Genomic DNA, 14546 nt, shown 5'->3' with positions numbered 1-14546 from the left:
TTGCCATGGCTGATGTAGTACTGGTTGATGACAATTCCAATGACGCCGATCTCGCCCTGCGGGTGGTGCGTAAAACATCATCAAGCTCCACCACGGTGCTGCTCGAAGATGGCGAAAGAGCCATCGAATATTTCAAGCAGTTGATGGAGGATCATCCCAAAGACAGCGCTGCCTTGAATTTGCCAAAACTGGTGTTGCTGGATTTGAAGCTGCCCAAGCTGGACGGTTTGGAAGTATTGAAATTCCTGCGCTCTCACGATGTCTTTAAAACCATGCCAATCGTGGTGCTTTCTTCCTCGCGAGAAATCAGCGATGTGAAGCGGTCTTATGAGTTGGGAGTGAACAGCTTTGCAGTCAAACCAGTGCAATTTGATCAGTACCTGACCCGAATTTCTGCACTGGTGTCTTATTGGCTAACGATTAACGAATTACCGCGCGGGGCATAGCGCCACCCGTTAAGGCTGATTGGCTCATACCGCCCTTGGGGCCATATGTGTCGCTGGCTGTTGGCATTTGTTCGGCCACAGCGGCGGCAGTCAAAATTGAAATTCTTTCCTGCAAGCCTGCCAACTGTTCTGTAACCAGCTCACCGTTTGTGTTGTTCAAACGTTGTGCATGGCTCAGCGTAGTGCGAAGGGTGGAGTAAGTGCCCAACAGGCGGGGTTCGTGTGCAGCAAGCACATCGGTCCACAAGGCAATGCCATCCATATTGGGTTGAAAGCCTTCCGCCTTGGCCATTTGTACATTGGCCAAATAACGTTTTTCCAGCTCCAGCATCATGGCTTCTTTGCGAAGGGCCAGGCTGTTCAGTTCAGTGGTTTGCAGTTTTACCAGGCACGCCTGCTCTTCAAGCAAGATATCAACCAGCGCCATGGCCATGTCACATTCATAGGCCAGGTTTCGGTACAAGTTTTTTGCTGCGTCAGCGTGCGACATAATGTTCTATCCTCAGTTTGAGCTCCGAGGCACCAGGGCAAAAATTACTTTTGACCAAGCAACTCGCGAGCACTTTCAATCACCTTGGCTGCAACAGCCTCGGCGTTGACCTTAAATTCACCATTGCTGATGGCCTCTTTGATCTCGGCCACTTTTTCAGCATTGAACGGAGCACCAGCGGCACTTAGTTCACTGGATTGCCCGGACAGCTTTGCTACCGCGCCTTCCGAACTGGCTTTTTCAGTGGAACCAACCGATGCTGACTTGCTGCCACCTTGTGGCTTGGTCAGTTTGTCAATCGGGTTGCTTCCCGGGTTTATTCTATTAATACTCATGATGTCCTCCGCGTTGGGCAGAGCCTAAGTGGGTTTCGTATGTTTTCTTAACGGCTCGATTCCACCTAACTTTAACGAATTCTCGAAAGAATTCCTACTTTTTGAGGATCACCCTTACAAACTAACCTCGACCAAAAGCGCATCACGCGCCACACCGTGAAGTATTTTGCCCTGCGCGGTTTTGATTTTTACCACCTCGCCCAGCTCGGCTTCGCCCATGGCCACGGCAGTACCGCCTATGGCAAAGCCCGGGCCTTTCATCATCACTTTGACCGTGTCGCCGTTTTTCACCAAGGCCTGACCACGCAAATGGTCGTACTTGAGCAAGGTGCCGGGCCACAATTGTCGCGCAGCAGTTTTGTTGTTTAAATGTGCAAGGTCACTGACCCAGCCATGGCTAAGCTGACTTAAATCCATGGTTCTGAACTCAACATCATTGATGCCAAGTACCTGACCAGACTGCACTGTGCCTTTAACCACCAGCACGGGTGCCCACACTTTCACATCCACACCCAAAAAAAACGGTGCTGTGTCTGAACCTACACATTGCACGCGCACATAGGTGCGTCCCCACATTTTGTTGCCTGCCGAATTGGCAAACAGTGCAGCAGGGCATTGCAGGCTGCCAATGCGTTCATCGGCTTTCACAAACTTCACATCGACACTTGCGCCGGGTGGCAGCAATGCGGGGTCCACCAATTCACTTAAGCGGGTCTCTGTCACCCAGCGCGAGCTGTCCGCCTGCGCCAAGCCGGCCTGCAGTAGCGCAAGGGCCAGCAGTGCTTGAAATGTGGTTTTAAAAAAAGTGTGAAATTTCATTCAAGTTCTGGGCGTTGCTGCCGTAAAAGTCACTGTAAGAAATAATTTCTGCCTCGATGACAACATCCTAGGCGGGAGCTTGCTGCACCCTAAGCAGAAAAAGAGCACCCTTTCCCCCCTTTATCTTCACTTTGATTTGACAGCATCAATTCAATAATCCATTCATCCGTCCGTGTATGAAGGATTCAACGATGTTGGACAAACTTACTGATGCAATGCAGTTCTCTGCCGAGGCCCTGAAACTCAGAGCGCGTCGGCAAGAGGTATTGACGTCCAACATTTCCAACGTAGACACCCCCAATTACAAAGCAGTCGATTTCGACTTTAAAAGCGCGCTGAAGGCAGCCACTGGCGACAAGGGTTCCATGGGTGCACCGGCGAATCCAGGTTTGGGCAATGGCGCTGGCGCATTGGCTGTGACCCACCAGGGCCACATTACTGGCAAAGGCAACGCGGGCATGACCACTTCCGAGATGTTGCAGTTTCGCCGTGGCAACAATGCCGCCATTGACGGCAACTCGGTCGACATTGACCGCGAGCGCGCTGCATTTGCAGAAAACACCGTGAAGTACGAAGCCGCCCTGCGCACCATCAATGGAAGAATTTCTTCCTTGAAGCAGGCCATGGGCTCGGGCAACCAATAAGGCTTAAGGGAACAACATGTCGCTATTTAATTCTTTCAAGTTAGCCGGTGGTGCCATGCAGGCACAGACCACACGCCTGAACACGGTGGCCAGTAACCTGGCCAACGTAGACACGGCAGCTTCCAGTCCGGAAACGGCCTATCAGGCCCGCAAGGTTGTATTTGAAGCCGTGCTTCAAAAGGCAGCGCCGGGCAAGGCAGCCCTGGCCGACAACGTACAGGTCAAAGACATCGTTGAGGACAAAACCGAAGCGAAGAAGATGTTCGATCCCAAACACCCGATGGCAGATCAGGATGGCTACGTGTACATGCCGAATGTGAATGCAGTGGAAGAAATGGTGGACATGCTGGCTGCTTCCCGCAGCTACCAGACCAATGCTGAAGTCATGAACACCGCCAAACAGTTGATGTTGAAAACCTTGAACATGGGCAACCAGTAAGGAGCAATGAAAAATGACGATTGATGTAACTTCCGCACTGGGTAACAACAGCGGCGCCACAGCAGCCAAAAAGAGAGTCGATGAGAACAGCCCTGAAGCGATTCAGGAACGTTTCATGTCCTTGTTGGTGGCCCAGTTGAAAAACCAGGACCCACTGGCCCCGATGGACAACGCGCAGGTCACCAGCCAAATGGCGCAATTGAACACGGTCACCGGCATCAACAAACTGAACACCACCATGGAAGGTGTGTCCGCTTCGCTGAATGCAAACCAAACCATCCAGGCCACCAGCATGCTGGGCCGCGCGGTGCTCACCGAGGGCAGCGACCTGACCTTGGTCGATGGCAAAGCCGTGGGCTCCATGGAGTTGAATCAAAGCGTCGACATTCTGCGTGTGAATGTGCTGGATGCAGGTGCCAATGTGGTTCGCACCATTGACCTGGGCCCACAGTCCAAAGGCACGCACCAGTTTGAGTGGGACGGCAAAAGCAACGATGGAAGCACCCTGCCAGTCGGGAATTACAAGTTCGAGATTGAAGCAAAAGCAGCAGGCAAGGACGCCAGCGTGACACCTCTGACCCTGTCTGTGGTTCAGGGCGTGCGCAATGCCGGCGCGGAAGGCACCAAACTTTTAACCAGCAATGGCGGCGAAGTCAGCTTCGCAGACATCAAGCAGGTTTTCTAATTTAAAGATTTTTCAAGGAGTCAAGCATGGCTTTTTCAGCAGGTGGTAGTTTCCAGCAGGGTTTGAGTGGTCTGAACGCAGCACAGCGCGGTTTGGAAGTCATTGCAAACAACGTATCCAACGCCAGCGTGGTGGGTTTTAAAGGATCCGAGGCAGAGTTCTCTGATGTATTCGCCCGTGCTTTCAACGGCGCGCGTTCCACCAATGGCATTGGTCTGGGTACCAGCCTTGCTGCGGTTACGCAAAACTTCAAACAGGGCAACATCAACGTCACCGGCAATCCTTTGGATCTGGCCATCAGCGGTACTGGTTTTTTCAAGGTACAGGCTGGCAATGGCGACAACATTTACACTCGCAACGGCCAATTCACGCTGAACAATGCGGGCCTCATTGTGAACTCCCGCGGCGACAAGTTGCAGGGTTTCCCGGTTGATGCCGCCACTGGCCGCCCATCCGATGTGGCTCAGGACATTCTGGTTCCACGCGGCAGCATTCCTCCCGCTGCAACACGTTCAGGTCGTCTTGAATTAAACCTGGATGCACGTGCTCCAGCCATCGATCCCGCTTTGGTGTTTGACCCTGCAAACCTGAACACTTTCAACAACTCAACATCGATGACGGTGTATGACGAGTTGGGCGGTGCACACATCATGGCCGTGTACATGCGCAAGGAAGCGTCAAACGATTGGTCAGTATTTGCCACAGTCGATGGCACTCAAGTGGACATTGGTGCGTCACCCGTGGCAGTAACTGCTGCGCCAGCGCAATCCACTTCAGCCAACCTGCAATATGGCGTCGATGGTTTGCTGACTACACCCAACACCGGCAACCTGACTGTGGACATGTCGCGTTTCGTGACCGCGAGCGGCGTGCCGTTTTCTTCCACTGGCACTGCACCCAACCAGTTCACTTTCAATATGAGCAACACCACGCAGTACGGCAGCTCATTTGTGGTGCAAAACCTGGGTCAAGACGGTTTTGAGTCTTCTCCATTTGCGGGCTTTGATGTGGGCGCCAACGGCATGCTGACCATCAGCTATGCAAACGGCCAGTTGGTAAACCATGCGCAAATCGGTTTGTATCGGTTCCCGAATCCGGAAGGTTTGCAGCCAGTGGGTTCAAACGGCTGGTTGGCCACCAACTCGTCTGGCCCCGAACTGGTGTCGCTGAGTGAAGACACTGCCTTCGGCATTATTCAGTCGGGCGCTTTGGAAGAGTCGAACATTGATTTGACAGCTGAACTGGTTGCGATGATTTCCGCACAGCGGGTTTATCAGGCCAACTCACAGACCATCAAAACACAAGACTCGATTTTCCAGACCATTACCAACCTTCGTTAATGTGAACTGAAGCGGGATTGCACACATGGACAAACTGATTTTCCTGGCCGCCCAAGCCGCCAAAGGCACAATGTCTCGCCAAGAGAACATTGCCAACAACCTGGCCAACGTGAACACGCCCGGGTTTCGGCAACAACTCATGGCGTTTCAAAGTGCGCCGGTCACCGGCGAGGGCAGTGGTTCCCGAAGCTTTGCGGTGGAAACCAGCATTGGCTTCGATACCACGCCAGGACAAATCCAGTCCACGGGTCGGGAAATGGACGTGGCCATTCAAGGCGAGGGCTGGTTTGCAGTCAACGACGCTAAAGGCAACGAAGCCTACACCCGCAACGGTTCCTTTCAACTGGATGGCCAAGGCAACCTGGTGACCCAGGAAGGTTATTCAGTCATCGGCAGCAATGGCCCGATCAATGTGCCGCCAGATCATCGCTTGTCGTTTGAAGGCGATGGTTCGGTGTCTGCGATTCCGCTGGGCGGCGACACCAATGTGGTTCAACTGGGCCGCCTGAAACTGGTGAATATCCCCGAAGGTGAAATCAATCGGGGCGACGACGGCCTGTTCCGCGCCGCCAACGGTGACCCCGCGGAAGCCGATTTGAATGTGCGTGTTGCAGGCGGCTTCATTGAAAGCAGCAACGTGAATGCAGTGGACATGATGGTGCAAATGATCACCGCAGCCCGCCAGTATGAAACCCAAATGAAAATGATCAGCACGGCCAAAGAAAACGGCCAGGCCGCCAACAGCCTGTTTGGCATGAACTAAGGAGAAACCCACCATGATGCGTTCTTTGTGGATTGCAAAAACAGGTCTGGATGCCCAGCAAACCCAGCTTGATGTTATTTCCAACAACCTGGCCAACACAGCCACCAACGGCTTTAAACGCTCGCGCGCTGTGTTCGAAGATTTGTTGTATCAAACACTGCGCCAGCCCGGTGCACAAACCACCGAGCAAACTCAAGTGCCTTCTGGCCTGCAAATTGGTACTGGTGTAAAGCCGGTTTCAACGGTGCGTAATTTTGCGCAGGGCAACTTGCAGCAAACCGGCAACACGCTTGATGTCGCCATCAATGGTCAAGGTTTCTTTCAAGTGCAAATGCCCGATGGCACCACCAGCTACACCCGCGACGGCAGCATTCAGATTGACGCCAACGGCACCCTGGTCACATCCAACGGCTATCCTGTTCTTGGGCCAGTCACCATTCCCCAAGGCGTGCAGGAAATTTCCATTTCTCAGGATGGTGTGGTGTCTGCCGTGGTGCAGGGCCAAGTACAACCTCAGGAACTGGGTCAAATTCAGTTGGCCAGTTTTGTGAACCCGGCCGGTTTGTTCAGCATGGGCCAAAACCTGTATTCAGAAACAGCCGCTTCTGGCGCGCCCACACAAGCTGTGGCGGGTACCAACGGCGTGGGTTTCATCTCCCAGGGTTTCGTGGAAACATCGAACGTGAATGTGGTGGAAGAACTGGTGGGTTTGATTCAGGCTCAGCGCGCTTACGAAATCAATTCCAAGGCAATCTCCACATCTGACCAGATGTTACAGCGCTTATCTCAGCTTTGATTTTTAAAACCTCAGTCACACTGAACGTGTTCTGATGGAGTGTATGGCATGAAAAGTTTGGTTCTAATCGGTTTAACGGCAGTGTTCTCGATAACTTTAGGGGCTTGTTCAACTTTCGCACCGAAAGTTGACATGCCCGAGAAAACAACCGTGCCGCAACTGGTGCAGCAGCCGGACCAACTGGCCATGGCTGCCCCCACGGGTAGCCTGTACAGCCCGGCCACCTATCGCCCCTTGTTTGAAGACCAGCGCGCCCGGTTTTTGGGTGACACACTGACCATTCAAATTATTGAACAGATCAACGCCGCGCAAACCAACTCCATGAGCGCTTCCCGCAGCGACTCTGCCAGCATTGATATTCCCTTGATTCAAGGCTTCTTTGGTAGCCGTGACTTGCGTGCAATCAACGGCAGTGCCAGCAGCGACAAAGACTTTTCTGGCGAAGGCTCCAGCCGCGCCGCCAACACACTGACTGGTTCCATCACAGTGACCGTGGCCAGCGTGCTGCCCAACGGCAACTTGCAAGTGGTAGGCGAAAAACAGATTGGTACCAATCGTGAAGTGGAATACCTGAAATTCAGCGGCGTTGTGAATCCCATTACCATTTTGCCCGGCAATGTGGTGCCCAGCACCAAGGTCGCCGACGCACGCATTGAATACCGCGGGAAAGGTGCCTTGGACTCTGCCACAGCCATGGGCTGGTTGAGCCGCTTTTTCCTGACCGTGTTGCCTTTCTGAACTGGACCTCACCATGAAACGCATTTCCTTGCCGGAATTGAAAGACCGAATTATCAAAGGCGTTGTGCTTGCCTTGACCGCCGCTGCGGTCATGGCGTTTGGCACACAAGCTGACGCACAAACCCGAATTCGCGACCTGGTCACCGTGTCTGGCGTGCGCTCCAACCCGGTGTATGGCTACGGCATTGTGATCGGCCTGGATGGCACCGGCGACCAAACCACACAAACACCATTTACCAGCCAAAGCATTGTCTCCATGCTGCAGCAGTCTGGCATCACCTTGCCACCGGGTGCCAATTTGCAATTGAAGAACGTCGCTTCGGTCATGGTCACCGCCAATCTGCCTGCTTTTGCGCAACCCGGCCAGGCCATCGATGTCACTGTGTCCTCCATCGGCAATGCCAAAAGTCTGCGTGGCGGCATGTTGTTGATGACCCCATTGAAAGGTGCAGACGGTCAGGTATACGCACTGGCCCAAGGCCAATTGATTGTGGGTGGTGCAGGTGCTTCTGCAGGTGGTTCCAAAACAGTGATCAACCACTTGTCAGCAGGCCGTATTCCGGCTGGTGCCTTGGTTGAACGTGAAGTGGCTTCGCCCTTCCTGCTGGGAGAAACCCTGCAGCTGGAATTGACGACAACCGATTTTTCCAACGCCATTCGCGTGGCCGAGGCAATTAACAACAACATGGGCCCGAACGTGGCCCAAGCGCTCGACGGCCGCACCATCAAGGTTCGTGCACCCTCCAATCCCAACGACCGCGTGGCGTTTTTGTCGCGTGTTCAGGAACTGAGCATCAACAAAGCCATGGGCAGTGCCAAGGTCATTGTGAATGCACGCACGGGTTCGGTGGTCATGAATCAGGCCGTGATGCTGGAAAGCTGCGCCGTGGCACATGGCAACCTCACCGTCAAAATTACTTCTACCCCGGTTATCTCGCAACCCGCGCCATTTGGTCAGGGCGAAACGGTGGTTACTGAGGTGGCCGATATTCAAATTTCCGAAGCCGGTGGCGAGTTGATTGAGATCAAGGGGGCCGCCCAGTTGTCCGATGTGGTCAAAGCCTTGAATGCCTTGGGCGCTACGCCCAGCGACCTGATCTCGATTTTGCAGGCCATGCAAACCGCTGGCAGCCTGAAAGCTGAACTTGAGGTGATCTAAATGACGCCATTGTCGAACAAGCCGGTTGATACCCAGCAAATGCTGTCGATGGATTCCCGTAGCCTGGAAGGCTTGAAACGCGGTGCGCGCTCCGAACGGGGCAGCGAGGAGTTCAATGCAGCAGTTGACAAGGTGGCCGTGCAGTTCGAATCCATTTTTCTGCAGATGGCCTTGAAAAGCATGCGCGATGCCACACCCGAGGGCGGTTTGTTCACCGATTCCAGCACCAAAACCTATCAGGGCATGTACGACCAGGAACTGGTTCAGAAACTGTCGGGCAAGGGTTTGGGCCTTGCTGGCGAAATTGCACGGCAGTTAAAAGCCGGTGCAGGCGTGGGTGGCGAGCAAACCATTTTCCCGCCAGGGCAGATCAAGAAAGACTTCCCCTCAACTTTCCCGAAAACTGACCGTTAAGTCGTTCAAGACACCAAAGGATCCTGAATCATGTCTAACTCGGTTTACGGAATTGCGCTCAGCGGCCTGAATGCGGCCCGGGCAGGGCTATCCACCACCTCGCACAACATTGCGAACAGCAACACCGTTGGTTTTAATCGCCAGCAGGTGATTCAACAGTCGCGCCCCTCCACGGGCAGCGACATTGGCTATATTGGCCAGGGCGTTGACATTGCCTCCGTGCAGCGGGTGTATTCCGATTTCATCAATGCACAGGAACAGAAAGCCACATCCGATGCGGCTTTTTACAATGCCAAGGCGCAGCAAATTGCCCGTGTCGACGCCATGATCGCCGACGATGCGTCGGGCTTGTCCAGTGCCCTGAGTATTTTCTTTGGTGCCGCGCAAACCCTATCGACCAATCCGGCCGATCTGGCCGCGCGTCAGAACTACTTGTCCTCGGCTGGAACCCTGACTTCGCGATTCAACGGTTTGAATACGGTGATGGACGAATTGCGCAGTGCCACCAACCTGAAAGTTCGTGACACTGTGGAGCAGCTGAACAACGCCACCTCGCAAATTGCGGCGTTGAACAATCAAATCGTGACCGCCTTGAACCAAACCTCCAATGGTGGCCCACCCAATGATTTGATGGATCGCCGGGACCAATTGATCTTGCGGCTGTCCGAGCAGGTACAAGTGACGCGCGTGGATGTGGCCGACGGCTCAACCAATCTGTTTCTGGCCAATGGCCAGTCTTTGGTTGTAGGTACGACCCAATTCAAGGTTCAAACACAGGTTGATCCTCAAGACCCACAAAATTTGCTGGTTGGAATGACAACCAAAGTCAACGGTCAGGATCGACTTCTTGCCTTTGATTCCAAAAGTTTAGGCAACGGTGCGTTGTCAGGTTTCCTGAGCTTTCGTGAAAATGAACTGACCGAATACCAGAACACAATCAGCTTGCTGGCCGCGCGGATTGGTCAAGCAGTCAATGACGTCCAAACCACCGGTGTAGACCTGGACAACAACCCAGGCAGCGCCCTGTTCAGTTTCGGCAACAGCGGTAATTTTGTAACTGACATTTCCCGCGTTGTGCCCAATATCAACAACAGCACAGCCAACCCGACGCAAATCACCATGCGTGGTCTTGATTTGTCCAAGCTTGGGCCCGCCGAATACGAAGTTCAAATTGTGGGCAGCCAGCCCCGTTATCGCGAGATGGGCTCAAATGGTCCGTTTGTTCCTGCCGCATTGGTGACTGACCCAGGCGGTGATTACTATGAAATTCGCGACCCCGCAGGTGCACCATTGCTCAGCTTCCAGTTGAGCAATGCCACGCCGCAGGAAGGCGATCGTTTTGTGCTGATGCCTGTGCGTGAAGCCGCCTTGAACATGCGCACTGCGCTCAATCGGCCTTCTGAGGTGGCAGCGTCTTCCGCCGTCAACCCAAGCATCGGTAACAACGAAAATATTTTGAAGGTCGCTGCGTTGCAGACTGCACGCACCCTGTCTCAGTCCAATAACTCAGCGGGCGTTTCCATTTCGGACGGGTTCAACCAATTGGTCAGCCGCGTGGGCAATAAAACCCGTGAATTCAATCTGGCTGCGGAGTCACGCGAGACCGTGTTGAACCAGGTGGCCGATTCACGCGATGCCTTGCAGGGCGTCAACATGGATGAAGAAGCGGCCAACCTGATCAAGTTTCAACAGGCTTACCAGGCTTCCGGGCGAGTTATTTCACTGTCCAAAGAATTGTTTGATCAAATCCTCAGCATGTTCTGATCGGGTTTCAAGGAAAAATTATGGCAATCGGCAGAATCAGCACCAACCAGTACTTCAAGCTCAGCACTGAACGCATGAGCAAGCAACAAACTGAACTGGTGAAATTACAGGGGCAACTGGCAACAGGGCAGCGGGTGCTGAAACCCTCGGATGACCCTTTGGCCATGTCAGTGGCTTTGGGTGCCAAGGCGGGTGTGAAAACCATCGACAGCTATCAAAGCAACATCACCTACGTGAACAACCAGTTGGGTCAAATGGATGTGGCCTTGCAATCAGCTTCCGACATCATGGTGTCCATCAAGGAAGCATTTTTGCAGGCAGGAAATGCAACATTAAGCCGTGCCGATCGGGAAATTATTGCGCAAGACATTGAAGGCCGCATGGAAGAGTTGCGCGGTATTGCCAACCGCACAGACGCCAACGGTTACTACATGTTTTCAGGTACGTTTCAGGACCGTGAGCCTTTCCAGGCACCGACTGGCGGCGTAACCGGCACGTTTTTGGAAACCACCACGGCAGCTGCTGGTGAAGCAGTGATTGGCCGAGAAATTCAAGTGGCCAGCGGCCGTTTTGTAAACCTGAGCATTACAGGCCAGGACGCCTTTGTAGACCCGAATACGAATGAAGATGCCTTTGCAATTCTTCGCGATGCGGTGGCTTTGTTGCGCAATCCTTCTTACCCCAATGGTCAGGAGGGTGCAACGCCTCAAGATACTTACTTGAAAGCGTTCAATGACAAGGGTGCGCAGCTCGACGACATTTTTGATCAGGTACAAATTTCCCGCACCAAAGTGGGTGTTCGCCTGCGTGAGGTTGAAACCCTGCAACAGATTAACCAGGCTGCCCAGTTGGAGCTTGAACGCGTTGCCGGTGAGGCGGTGGGGCTTGATTATGCCAAGGCCATCAGTGAGCTGTCTCAGGGCCAATTGCAGCTTCAGGCTGCGCAGCAAAGCTTTGCGAGTACCTCGCAGCTGACCTTGTTCAACTTTATTGGTTGAACTTGAAAGGTCGCCGCAGTGGTTTCTTGCCAACTCGGCGTGGGTTACTTGTGCCGCACTGAAAACCGCTGAATCCCTTTTTGAAATTCCCCCTGACTCACCTCGCTCGGCAAAAGGGCGGGCCGAGTCTCGGTGCCGGCCAATGGCCGACCGTTGCGGTTGAATTCAAACGGGGCGGTTTTCTTGAAGTGCGCCCCAAGCAATCCCACTGCCGAGTTGGCTAAAACCTCCCGAGTGCGACCACTTGCAAGTTCCGCTCAGCGTCACCGGCGCCAGCGTCTCTCCACCTCCCCGCGCAGCTCACCGCTGTTCAACGCCCAATCGGCGGCGGTGTTTCGATCGCCTCGCCTTCAAGAAAACCTGCCCTTGCGTGCCGATCAGGGCCGGTGTCGCCCGGGATGGGCGACAGAGAACGAGCCCGACCCGCTTTTTAGGAGGGTCGTTCTCAGGCATCGTAAGGCTCAGCAAGGGAGTTACAGGTTTTCAGGCGAGAGATCGGAACCCAAGCCGATCGGGCTAAACAAACCAGCGGCCGAGCAAGCTTAAATCAGTCCGTTCTCCAACGCATAGCGCGTCAGTTCACCATTGGTTTTCATGCGCATTTTCTCAAGAATCCGTGCCCGATAAACGCTCACGGTCTTGGGGCTAAGCGACAACTCATCCGCAATTTCACTCAGCTTCTTGCCCGCAGCAATCATCCGAATGGTCTGGAACTCACGATCGCTGAGGGTCGCATGCAAAGGTTTGTCTGAATCTTCAGTCAAGTGGCTGGCCAGCGATTCAGCCAGTTCAGGGGTAATGTACTTGCGGCCAGCGGCAATCACCTGAATGGCATCCACCAGTTTTTCTGGTGCTGTGTTTTTGGTCAGGTATCCCGATGCGCCCGCTTTCAGGCAGCGCACGGCGTACTGGTCCTCCGGGTGCATCGACAACATCAGGATTTTCAGGGCGGGGTATTTGTCTTTCAGAATTTTTACAATGTCCACGCCATTTTTCCCCGGCATGGAAATATCCAGAATGGCCAGGTCAACGGCATGCCCGTTCATGGCCTTCATGATTTCTGAATACTCACCCGCTTGCGCCACCACCTGCACAAATCCTGTGTCATCCAGCAATTGCTTCAGGCTTCCCCGAAGCAATGCATGGTCATCTGCCAGCAGCACCTTAATCATTTCCCGCCTCACCTGTCTGAATGCTTCTTGGTATGGAAACCATGACCGTTGTCCCGGCCCCCAGGGACCCACTGACATCGACCCAACCCTCGAAGGCTGCAACCCGTTCTTGCATGCCACGCAAGCCGAACGATGTTTCTTTTAATTTATCAGTATTCTCGATTCCGCGACCATTGTCACGGATCTCCAGTGTTAATTCACTTTCTGTAACAAACAATTCCACGTCAACCTTTGTGGCCTGCGCGTGTTTCACGATATTGGTGAGTGCTTCCTGCAAAATCCTGAACAGGGCTGTGCTTTGCTCGCTGTCCAGGTCCAGTTCATCCACGTTGCACTGAAACAGGCCTTCGATCTGCGTGCGCTTCTGGAAATCGTTCATTTGCCACTCAAGGGCAGGGATCAGGCCATAGTCCAGAATACCTGGTCGCAAATCCTTGGCAATCCGCTGGCTGCTAGCCAGCAAGTGCTCAATCAACTCCAGCATGTCAGCGAGCTTTTCCTGCGCAGCGGGGTCACCAGGTGAATTCTTGTTAAGCCACGCCACATCGGCTTTCAATTTGGTCAGGGATCCACCCATGTCATCGTGAATTTCACGGGCAATTGCACCACGCTCCTGCTCGCGTCGTTTCTCGAATTCGGTGGTGACGAGTCGCAATTCGCTTTGTGCGTTCAGCAGGCGTTCTTCAGCCTGTTTTCGATCCGAAATATCGAGCAACACGCCGTCCCAAATGAACACGTTTCCGCGTTGTTTGGCCACTGCATTCATGTAAACCCAGCGTGATTCCCGTTTGCCGTAATTCTTGATCCGACCTTCCCAACTCACGGCCACACCGGGTTTCGGAGGGTCCATCAATTGCTCAAATAGGGCCGCTGCATCGGCGGGTTCAAACTGTTCGAAAAAGTAATGCGGGTTCTCAAGAAACAGGCGGGGAGGCACGCCAAACAAGCGAACCACACCCTCGCTGACAAAAGGAACCGTGGGGCGGGGCATCGAAGGCCCCGACTGCATTTGAAAAATAATGCCAGGAATATTCTCTGCAATGGCAGCAAACCGCCGTTCAGATTCACGCTGGGCCATTTCAGCTGCAGCAAGGCTGCGCCGTTCATTCGCAGCCCTTAGCGAACGCTCAATGGCGGGCACCAAGCGGGCCATTTTGTCTTTCATCAGGTAATCGTCGGCACCGGCACGCATGGCCTCCACAGCCACGTGTTCACCGATACTGCCCGACACAATAATGAAAGGAATTTCCAGCCCTGAGTCGCGCACCACGCGTAAGGCTTCCTCGGAACCAAAGCCTGGCAAATTGTGGTCAGAAATCACCACCTGCCATTCCTCGTGTTCCAGGCACTTTCTCAGGTCTTCTATGCGGTCTACTCGCGTTGCTGTGTACTTCAAGCCGCCCTGTTTCAGGCGGTAGCACATCAGCTCGAAATCCGAATCATTGTCTTCCACCACCAGAACTTTCAGTCCACCATCTGAAAAGTTGCTGATGTCCAACAATGAAGGGGGTAGTCCTTTCGATTCACTCATTGTCTGTTCGCTT

General features: G+C 53.6%; 17 protein-coding genes. 12 read left to right on the top strand and 5 right to left on the bottom strand.

Annotated elements, in window-relative coordinates; genetic code table 11:
* Nucleotides 1-5 precede the first annotated feature (5 nt).
* The gene (locus FRIGORI9N_RS12750; protein ID WP_008251752.1) at nt 6-446 is read left to right on the top strand and encodes a response regulator; all 441 of its coding nucleotides are present in this window, start codon (nt 6-8) and stop codon (nt 444-446) included.
* Here FRIGORI9N_RS12750 and flgN read toward each other — a convergent pair.
* From flgN to flgA, 3 genes are all read right to left on the bottom strand, one after another.
* Complete coding sequence (flgN, locus tag FRIGORI9N_RS12745; protein WP_159571692.1) at nt 421-936, bottom strand: flagellar protein FlgN; 516 nt, start codon at nt 934-936, stop codon at nt 421-423. The genes FRIGORI9N_RS12750 and flgN overlap by 26 nt on opposite strands.
* Nucleotides 937-980: 44 nt before the next feature.
* Nucleotides 981-1271 (bottom strand): flagellar biosynthesis anti-sigma factor FlgM, encoded by a 291-nt coding sequence (gene flgM / locus FRIGORI9N_RS12740; RefSeq protein WP_159571689.1) that lies wholly within the window; start codon nt 1269-1271, stop codon nt 981-983.
* A gap of 114 nt (nt 1272-1385) precedes the next feature.
* Nucleotides 1386-2090, bottom strand: a complete 705-nt coding sequence (flgA, locus tag FRIGORI9N_RS12735) for a flagellar basal body P-ring formation chaperone FlgA (protein ID WP_159571686.1) — start codon at nt 2088-2090, stop codon at nt 1386-1388.
* Nucleotides 2091-2281: 191 nt separating this feature from the next.
* On the opposite strand from flgA, the gene flgB reads away from it, so the two are divergent.
* The 11 genes from flgB to flgL are packed head-to-tail and all read left to right on the top strand — an operon-like array spanning nt 2282 to nt 11830.
* On the top strand, nt 2282-2734 hold the full coding sequence (flgB, locus tag FRIGORI9N_RS12730) for a flagellar basal body rod protein FlgB (protein WP_159571683.1): 453 nt from the start codon (nt 2282-2284) through the stop codon (nt 2732-2734).
* Between the two features lie 16 nt (nt 2735-2750).
* Nucleotides 2751-3173, top strand: coding sequence for a flagellar basal body rod protein FlgC (gene flgC / locus FRIGORI9N_RS12725; protein WP_159571680.1), 423 nt, complete (start codon nt 2751-2753; stop codon nt 3171-3173).
* A gap of 13 nt (nt 3174-3186) precedes the next feature.
* The gene (locus FRIGORI9N_RS12720; protein WP_159571676.1) at nt 3187-3858 is read left to right on the top strand and encodes a flagellar hook assembly protein FlgD; all 672 of its coding nucleotides are present in this window, start codon (nt 3187-3189) and stop codon (nt 3856-3858) included.
* A gap of 26 nt (nt 3859-3884) precedes the next feature.
* The gene (gene flgE / locus FRIGORI9N_RS12715; protein ID WP_159571674.1) at nt 3885-5198 is read left to right on the top strand and encodes a flagellar hook protein FlgE; all 1314 of its coding nucleotides are present in this window, start codon (nt 3885-3887) and stop codon (nt 5196-5198) included.
* Nucleotides 5199-5223: 25 nt separating this feature from the next.
* Nucleotides 5224-5961: a flagellar basal-body rod protein FlgF gene (flgF, locus tag FRIGORI9N_RS12710; RefSeq protein WP_138519302.1), complete on the top strand. Its 738-nt coding sequence runs from the start codon at nt 5224-5226 to the stop codon at nt 5959-5961.
* A 13-nt stretch (nt 5962-5974) separates the two neighbouring features.
* Nucleotides 5975-6757 (top strand): flagellar basal-body rod protein FlgG, encoded by a 783-nt coding sequence (gene flgG, locus FRIGORI9N_RS12705; protein ID WP_138519303.1) that lies wholly within the window; start codon nt 5975-5977, stop codon nt 6755-6757.
* Nucleotides 6758-6805: 48 nt separating this feature from the next.
* The gene (locus FRIGORI9N_RS12700; protein ID WP_236550886.1) at nt 6806-7495 is read left to right on the top strand and encodes a flagellar basal body L-ring protein FlgH; all 690 of its coding nucleotides are present in this window, start codon (nt 6806-6808) and stop codon (nt 7493-7495) included.
* A gap of 13 nt (nt 7496-7508) precedes the next feature.
* Complete coding sequence (locus FRIGORI9N_RS12695) at nt 7509-8654, top strand: flagellar basal body P-ring protein FlgI (protein ID WP_138519304.1); 1146 nt, start codon at nt 7509-7511, stop codon at nt 8652-8654.
* Nucleotides 8655-9068, top strand: a complete 414-nt coding sequence (locus tag FRIGORI9N_RS12690) for a rod-binding protein (protein WP_159571672.1) — start codon at nt 8655-8657, stop codon at nt 9066-9068. It begins immediately after the preceding gene.
* A 30-nt stretch (nt 9069-9098) separates the two neighbouring features.
* Nucleotides 9099-10832 carry a flagellar hook-associated protein FlgK gene (gene flgK, locus FRIGORI9N_RS12685; RefSeq protein WP_159571670.1) on the top strand — a complete coding sequence of 578 codons (1734 nt, stop codon included), beginning with the start codon at nt 9099-9101 and terminating at the stop codon, nt 10830-10832.
* Between the two features lie 20 nt (nt 10833-10852).
* Complete coding sequence (gene flgL / locus FRIGORI9N_RS12680) at nt 10853-11830, top strand: flagellar hook-associated protein FlgL (protein ID WP_159571668.1); 978 nt, start codon at nt 10853-10855, stop codon at nt 11828-11830.
* 542 nt (nt 11831-12372) lie between these two features.
* On the opposite strand, the gene FRIGORI9N_RS12675 is transcribed toward flgL, so the two are convergent.
* Nucleotides 12373-13002 carry a response regulator transcription factor gene (locus tag FRIGORI9N_RS12675; protein ID WP_159571666.1) on the bottom strand — a complete coding sequence of 210 codons (630 nt, stop codon included), beginning with the start codon at nt 13000-13002 and terminating at the stop codon, nt 12373-12375.
* Nucleotides 12995-14533: an ATP-binding protein gene (locus tag FRIGORI9N_RS12670; RefSeq protein WP_159571664.1), complete on the bottom strand. Its 1539-nt coding sequence runs from the start codon at nt 14531-14533 to the stop codon at nt 12995-12997. Before FRIGORI9N_RS12670 ends, FRIGORI9N_RS12675 begins: the two co-directional genes overlap by 8 nt.
* Between the last annotated feature and the right edge of the window lie 13 nt (nt 14534-14546).

Origin of the sequence: Limnobacter sp. 130, from assembly GCF_902506325.1 — a bacterium.
GTDB lineage: Bacteria > Pseudomonadota > Gammaproteobacteria > Burkholderiales > Burkholderiaceae_B > Limnobacter.
This window is presented reverse-complemented; position numbering and strand designations above follow the sequence as displayed.

Excerpts from the sequence above, each read along its gene's own strand:
- FRIGORI9N_RS12750 (WP_008251752.1), top strand. The coding sequence starts at position 6 with ATGGCTGATGTAGTACTGGTTGATGACAATTCCAATGACGCCGATCTC.
- flgN (WP_159571692.1), bottom strand. The coding sequence starts at position 936 with ATGTCGCACGCTGACGCAGCAAAAAACTTGTACCGAAACCTGGCCTAT.
- flgM (WP_159571689.1), bottom strand. The coding sequence starts at position 1,271 with ATGAGTATTAATAGAATAAACCCGGGAAGCAACCCGATTGACAAACTG.
- flgA (WP_159571686.1), bottom strand. The coding sequence starts at position 2,090 with ATGAAATTTCACACTTTTTTTAAAACCACATTTCAAGCACTGCTGGCC.
- flgB (WP_159571683.1), top strand. The coding sequence starts at position 2,282 with ATGTTGGACAAACTTACTGATGCAATGCAGTTCTCTGCCGAGGCCCTG.
- flgC (WP_159571680.1), top strand. The coding sequence starts at position 2,751 with ATGTCGCTATTTAATTCTTTCAAGTTAGCCGGTGGTGCCATGCAGGCA.
- FRIGORI9N_RS12720 (WP_159571676.1), top strand. The coding sequence starts at position 3,187 with ATGACGATTGATGTAACTTCCGCACTGGGTAACAACAGCGGCGCCACA.
- flgE (WP_159571674.1), top strand. The coding sequence starts at position 3,885 with ATGGCTTTTTCAGCAGGTGGTAGTTTCCAGCAGGGTTTGAGTGGTCTG.
- flgF (WP_138519302.1), top strand. The coding sequence starts at position 5,224 with ATGGACAAACTGATTTTCCTGGCCGCCCAAGCCGCCAAAGGCACAATG.
- flgG (WP_138519303.1), top strand. The coding sequence starts at position 5,975 with ATGATGCGTTCTTTGTGGATTGCAAAAACAGGTCTGGATGCCCAGCAA.
- FRIGORI9N_RS12700 (WP_236550886.1), top strand. The coding sequence starts at position 6,806 with ATGAAAAGTTTGGTTCTAATCGGTTTAACGGCAGTGTTCTCGATAACT.
- FRIGORI9N_RS12695 (WP_138519304.1), top strand. The coding sequence starts at position 7,509 with ATGAAACGCATTTCCTTGCCGGAATTGAAAGACCGAATTATCAAAGGC.
- FRIGORI9N_RS12690 (WP_159571672.1), top strand. The coding sequence starts at position 8,655 with ATGACGCCATTGTCGAACAAGCCGGTTGATACCCAGCAAATGCTGTCG.
- flgK (WP_159571670.1), top strand. The coding sequence starts at position 9,099 with ATGTCTAACTCGGTTTACGGAATTGCGCTCAGCGGCCTGAATGCGGCC.
- flgL (WP_159571668.1), top strand. The coding sequence starts at position 10,853 with ATGGCAATCGGCAGAATCAGCACCAACCAGTACTTCAAGCTCAGCACT.
- FRIGORI9N_RS12675 (WP_159571666.1), bottom strand. The coding sequence starts at position 13,002 with ATGATTAAGGTGCTGCTGGCAGATGACCATGCATTGCTTCGGGGAAGC.
- FRIGORI9N_RS12670 (WP_159571664.1), bottom strand. The coding sequence starts at position 14,533 with ATGAGTGAATCGAAAGGACTACCCCCTTCATTGTTGGACATCAGCAAC.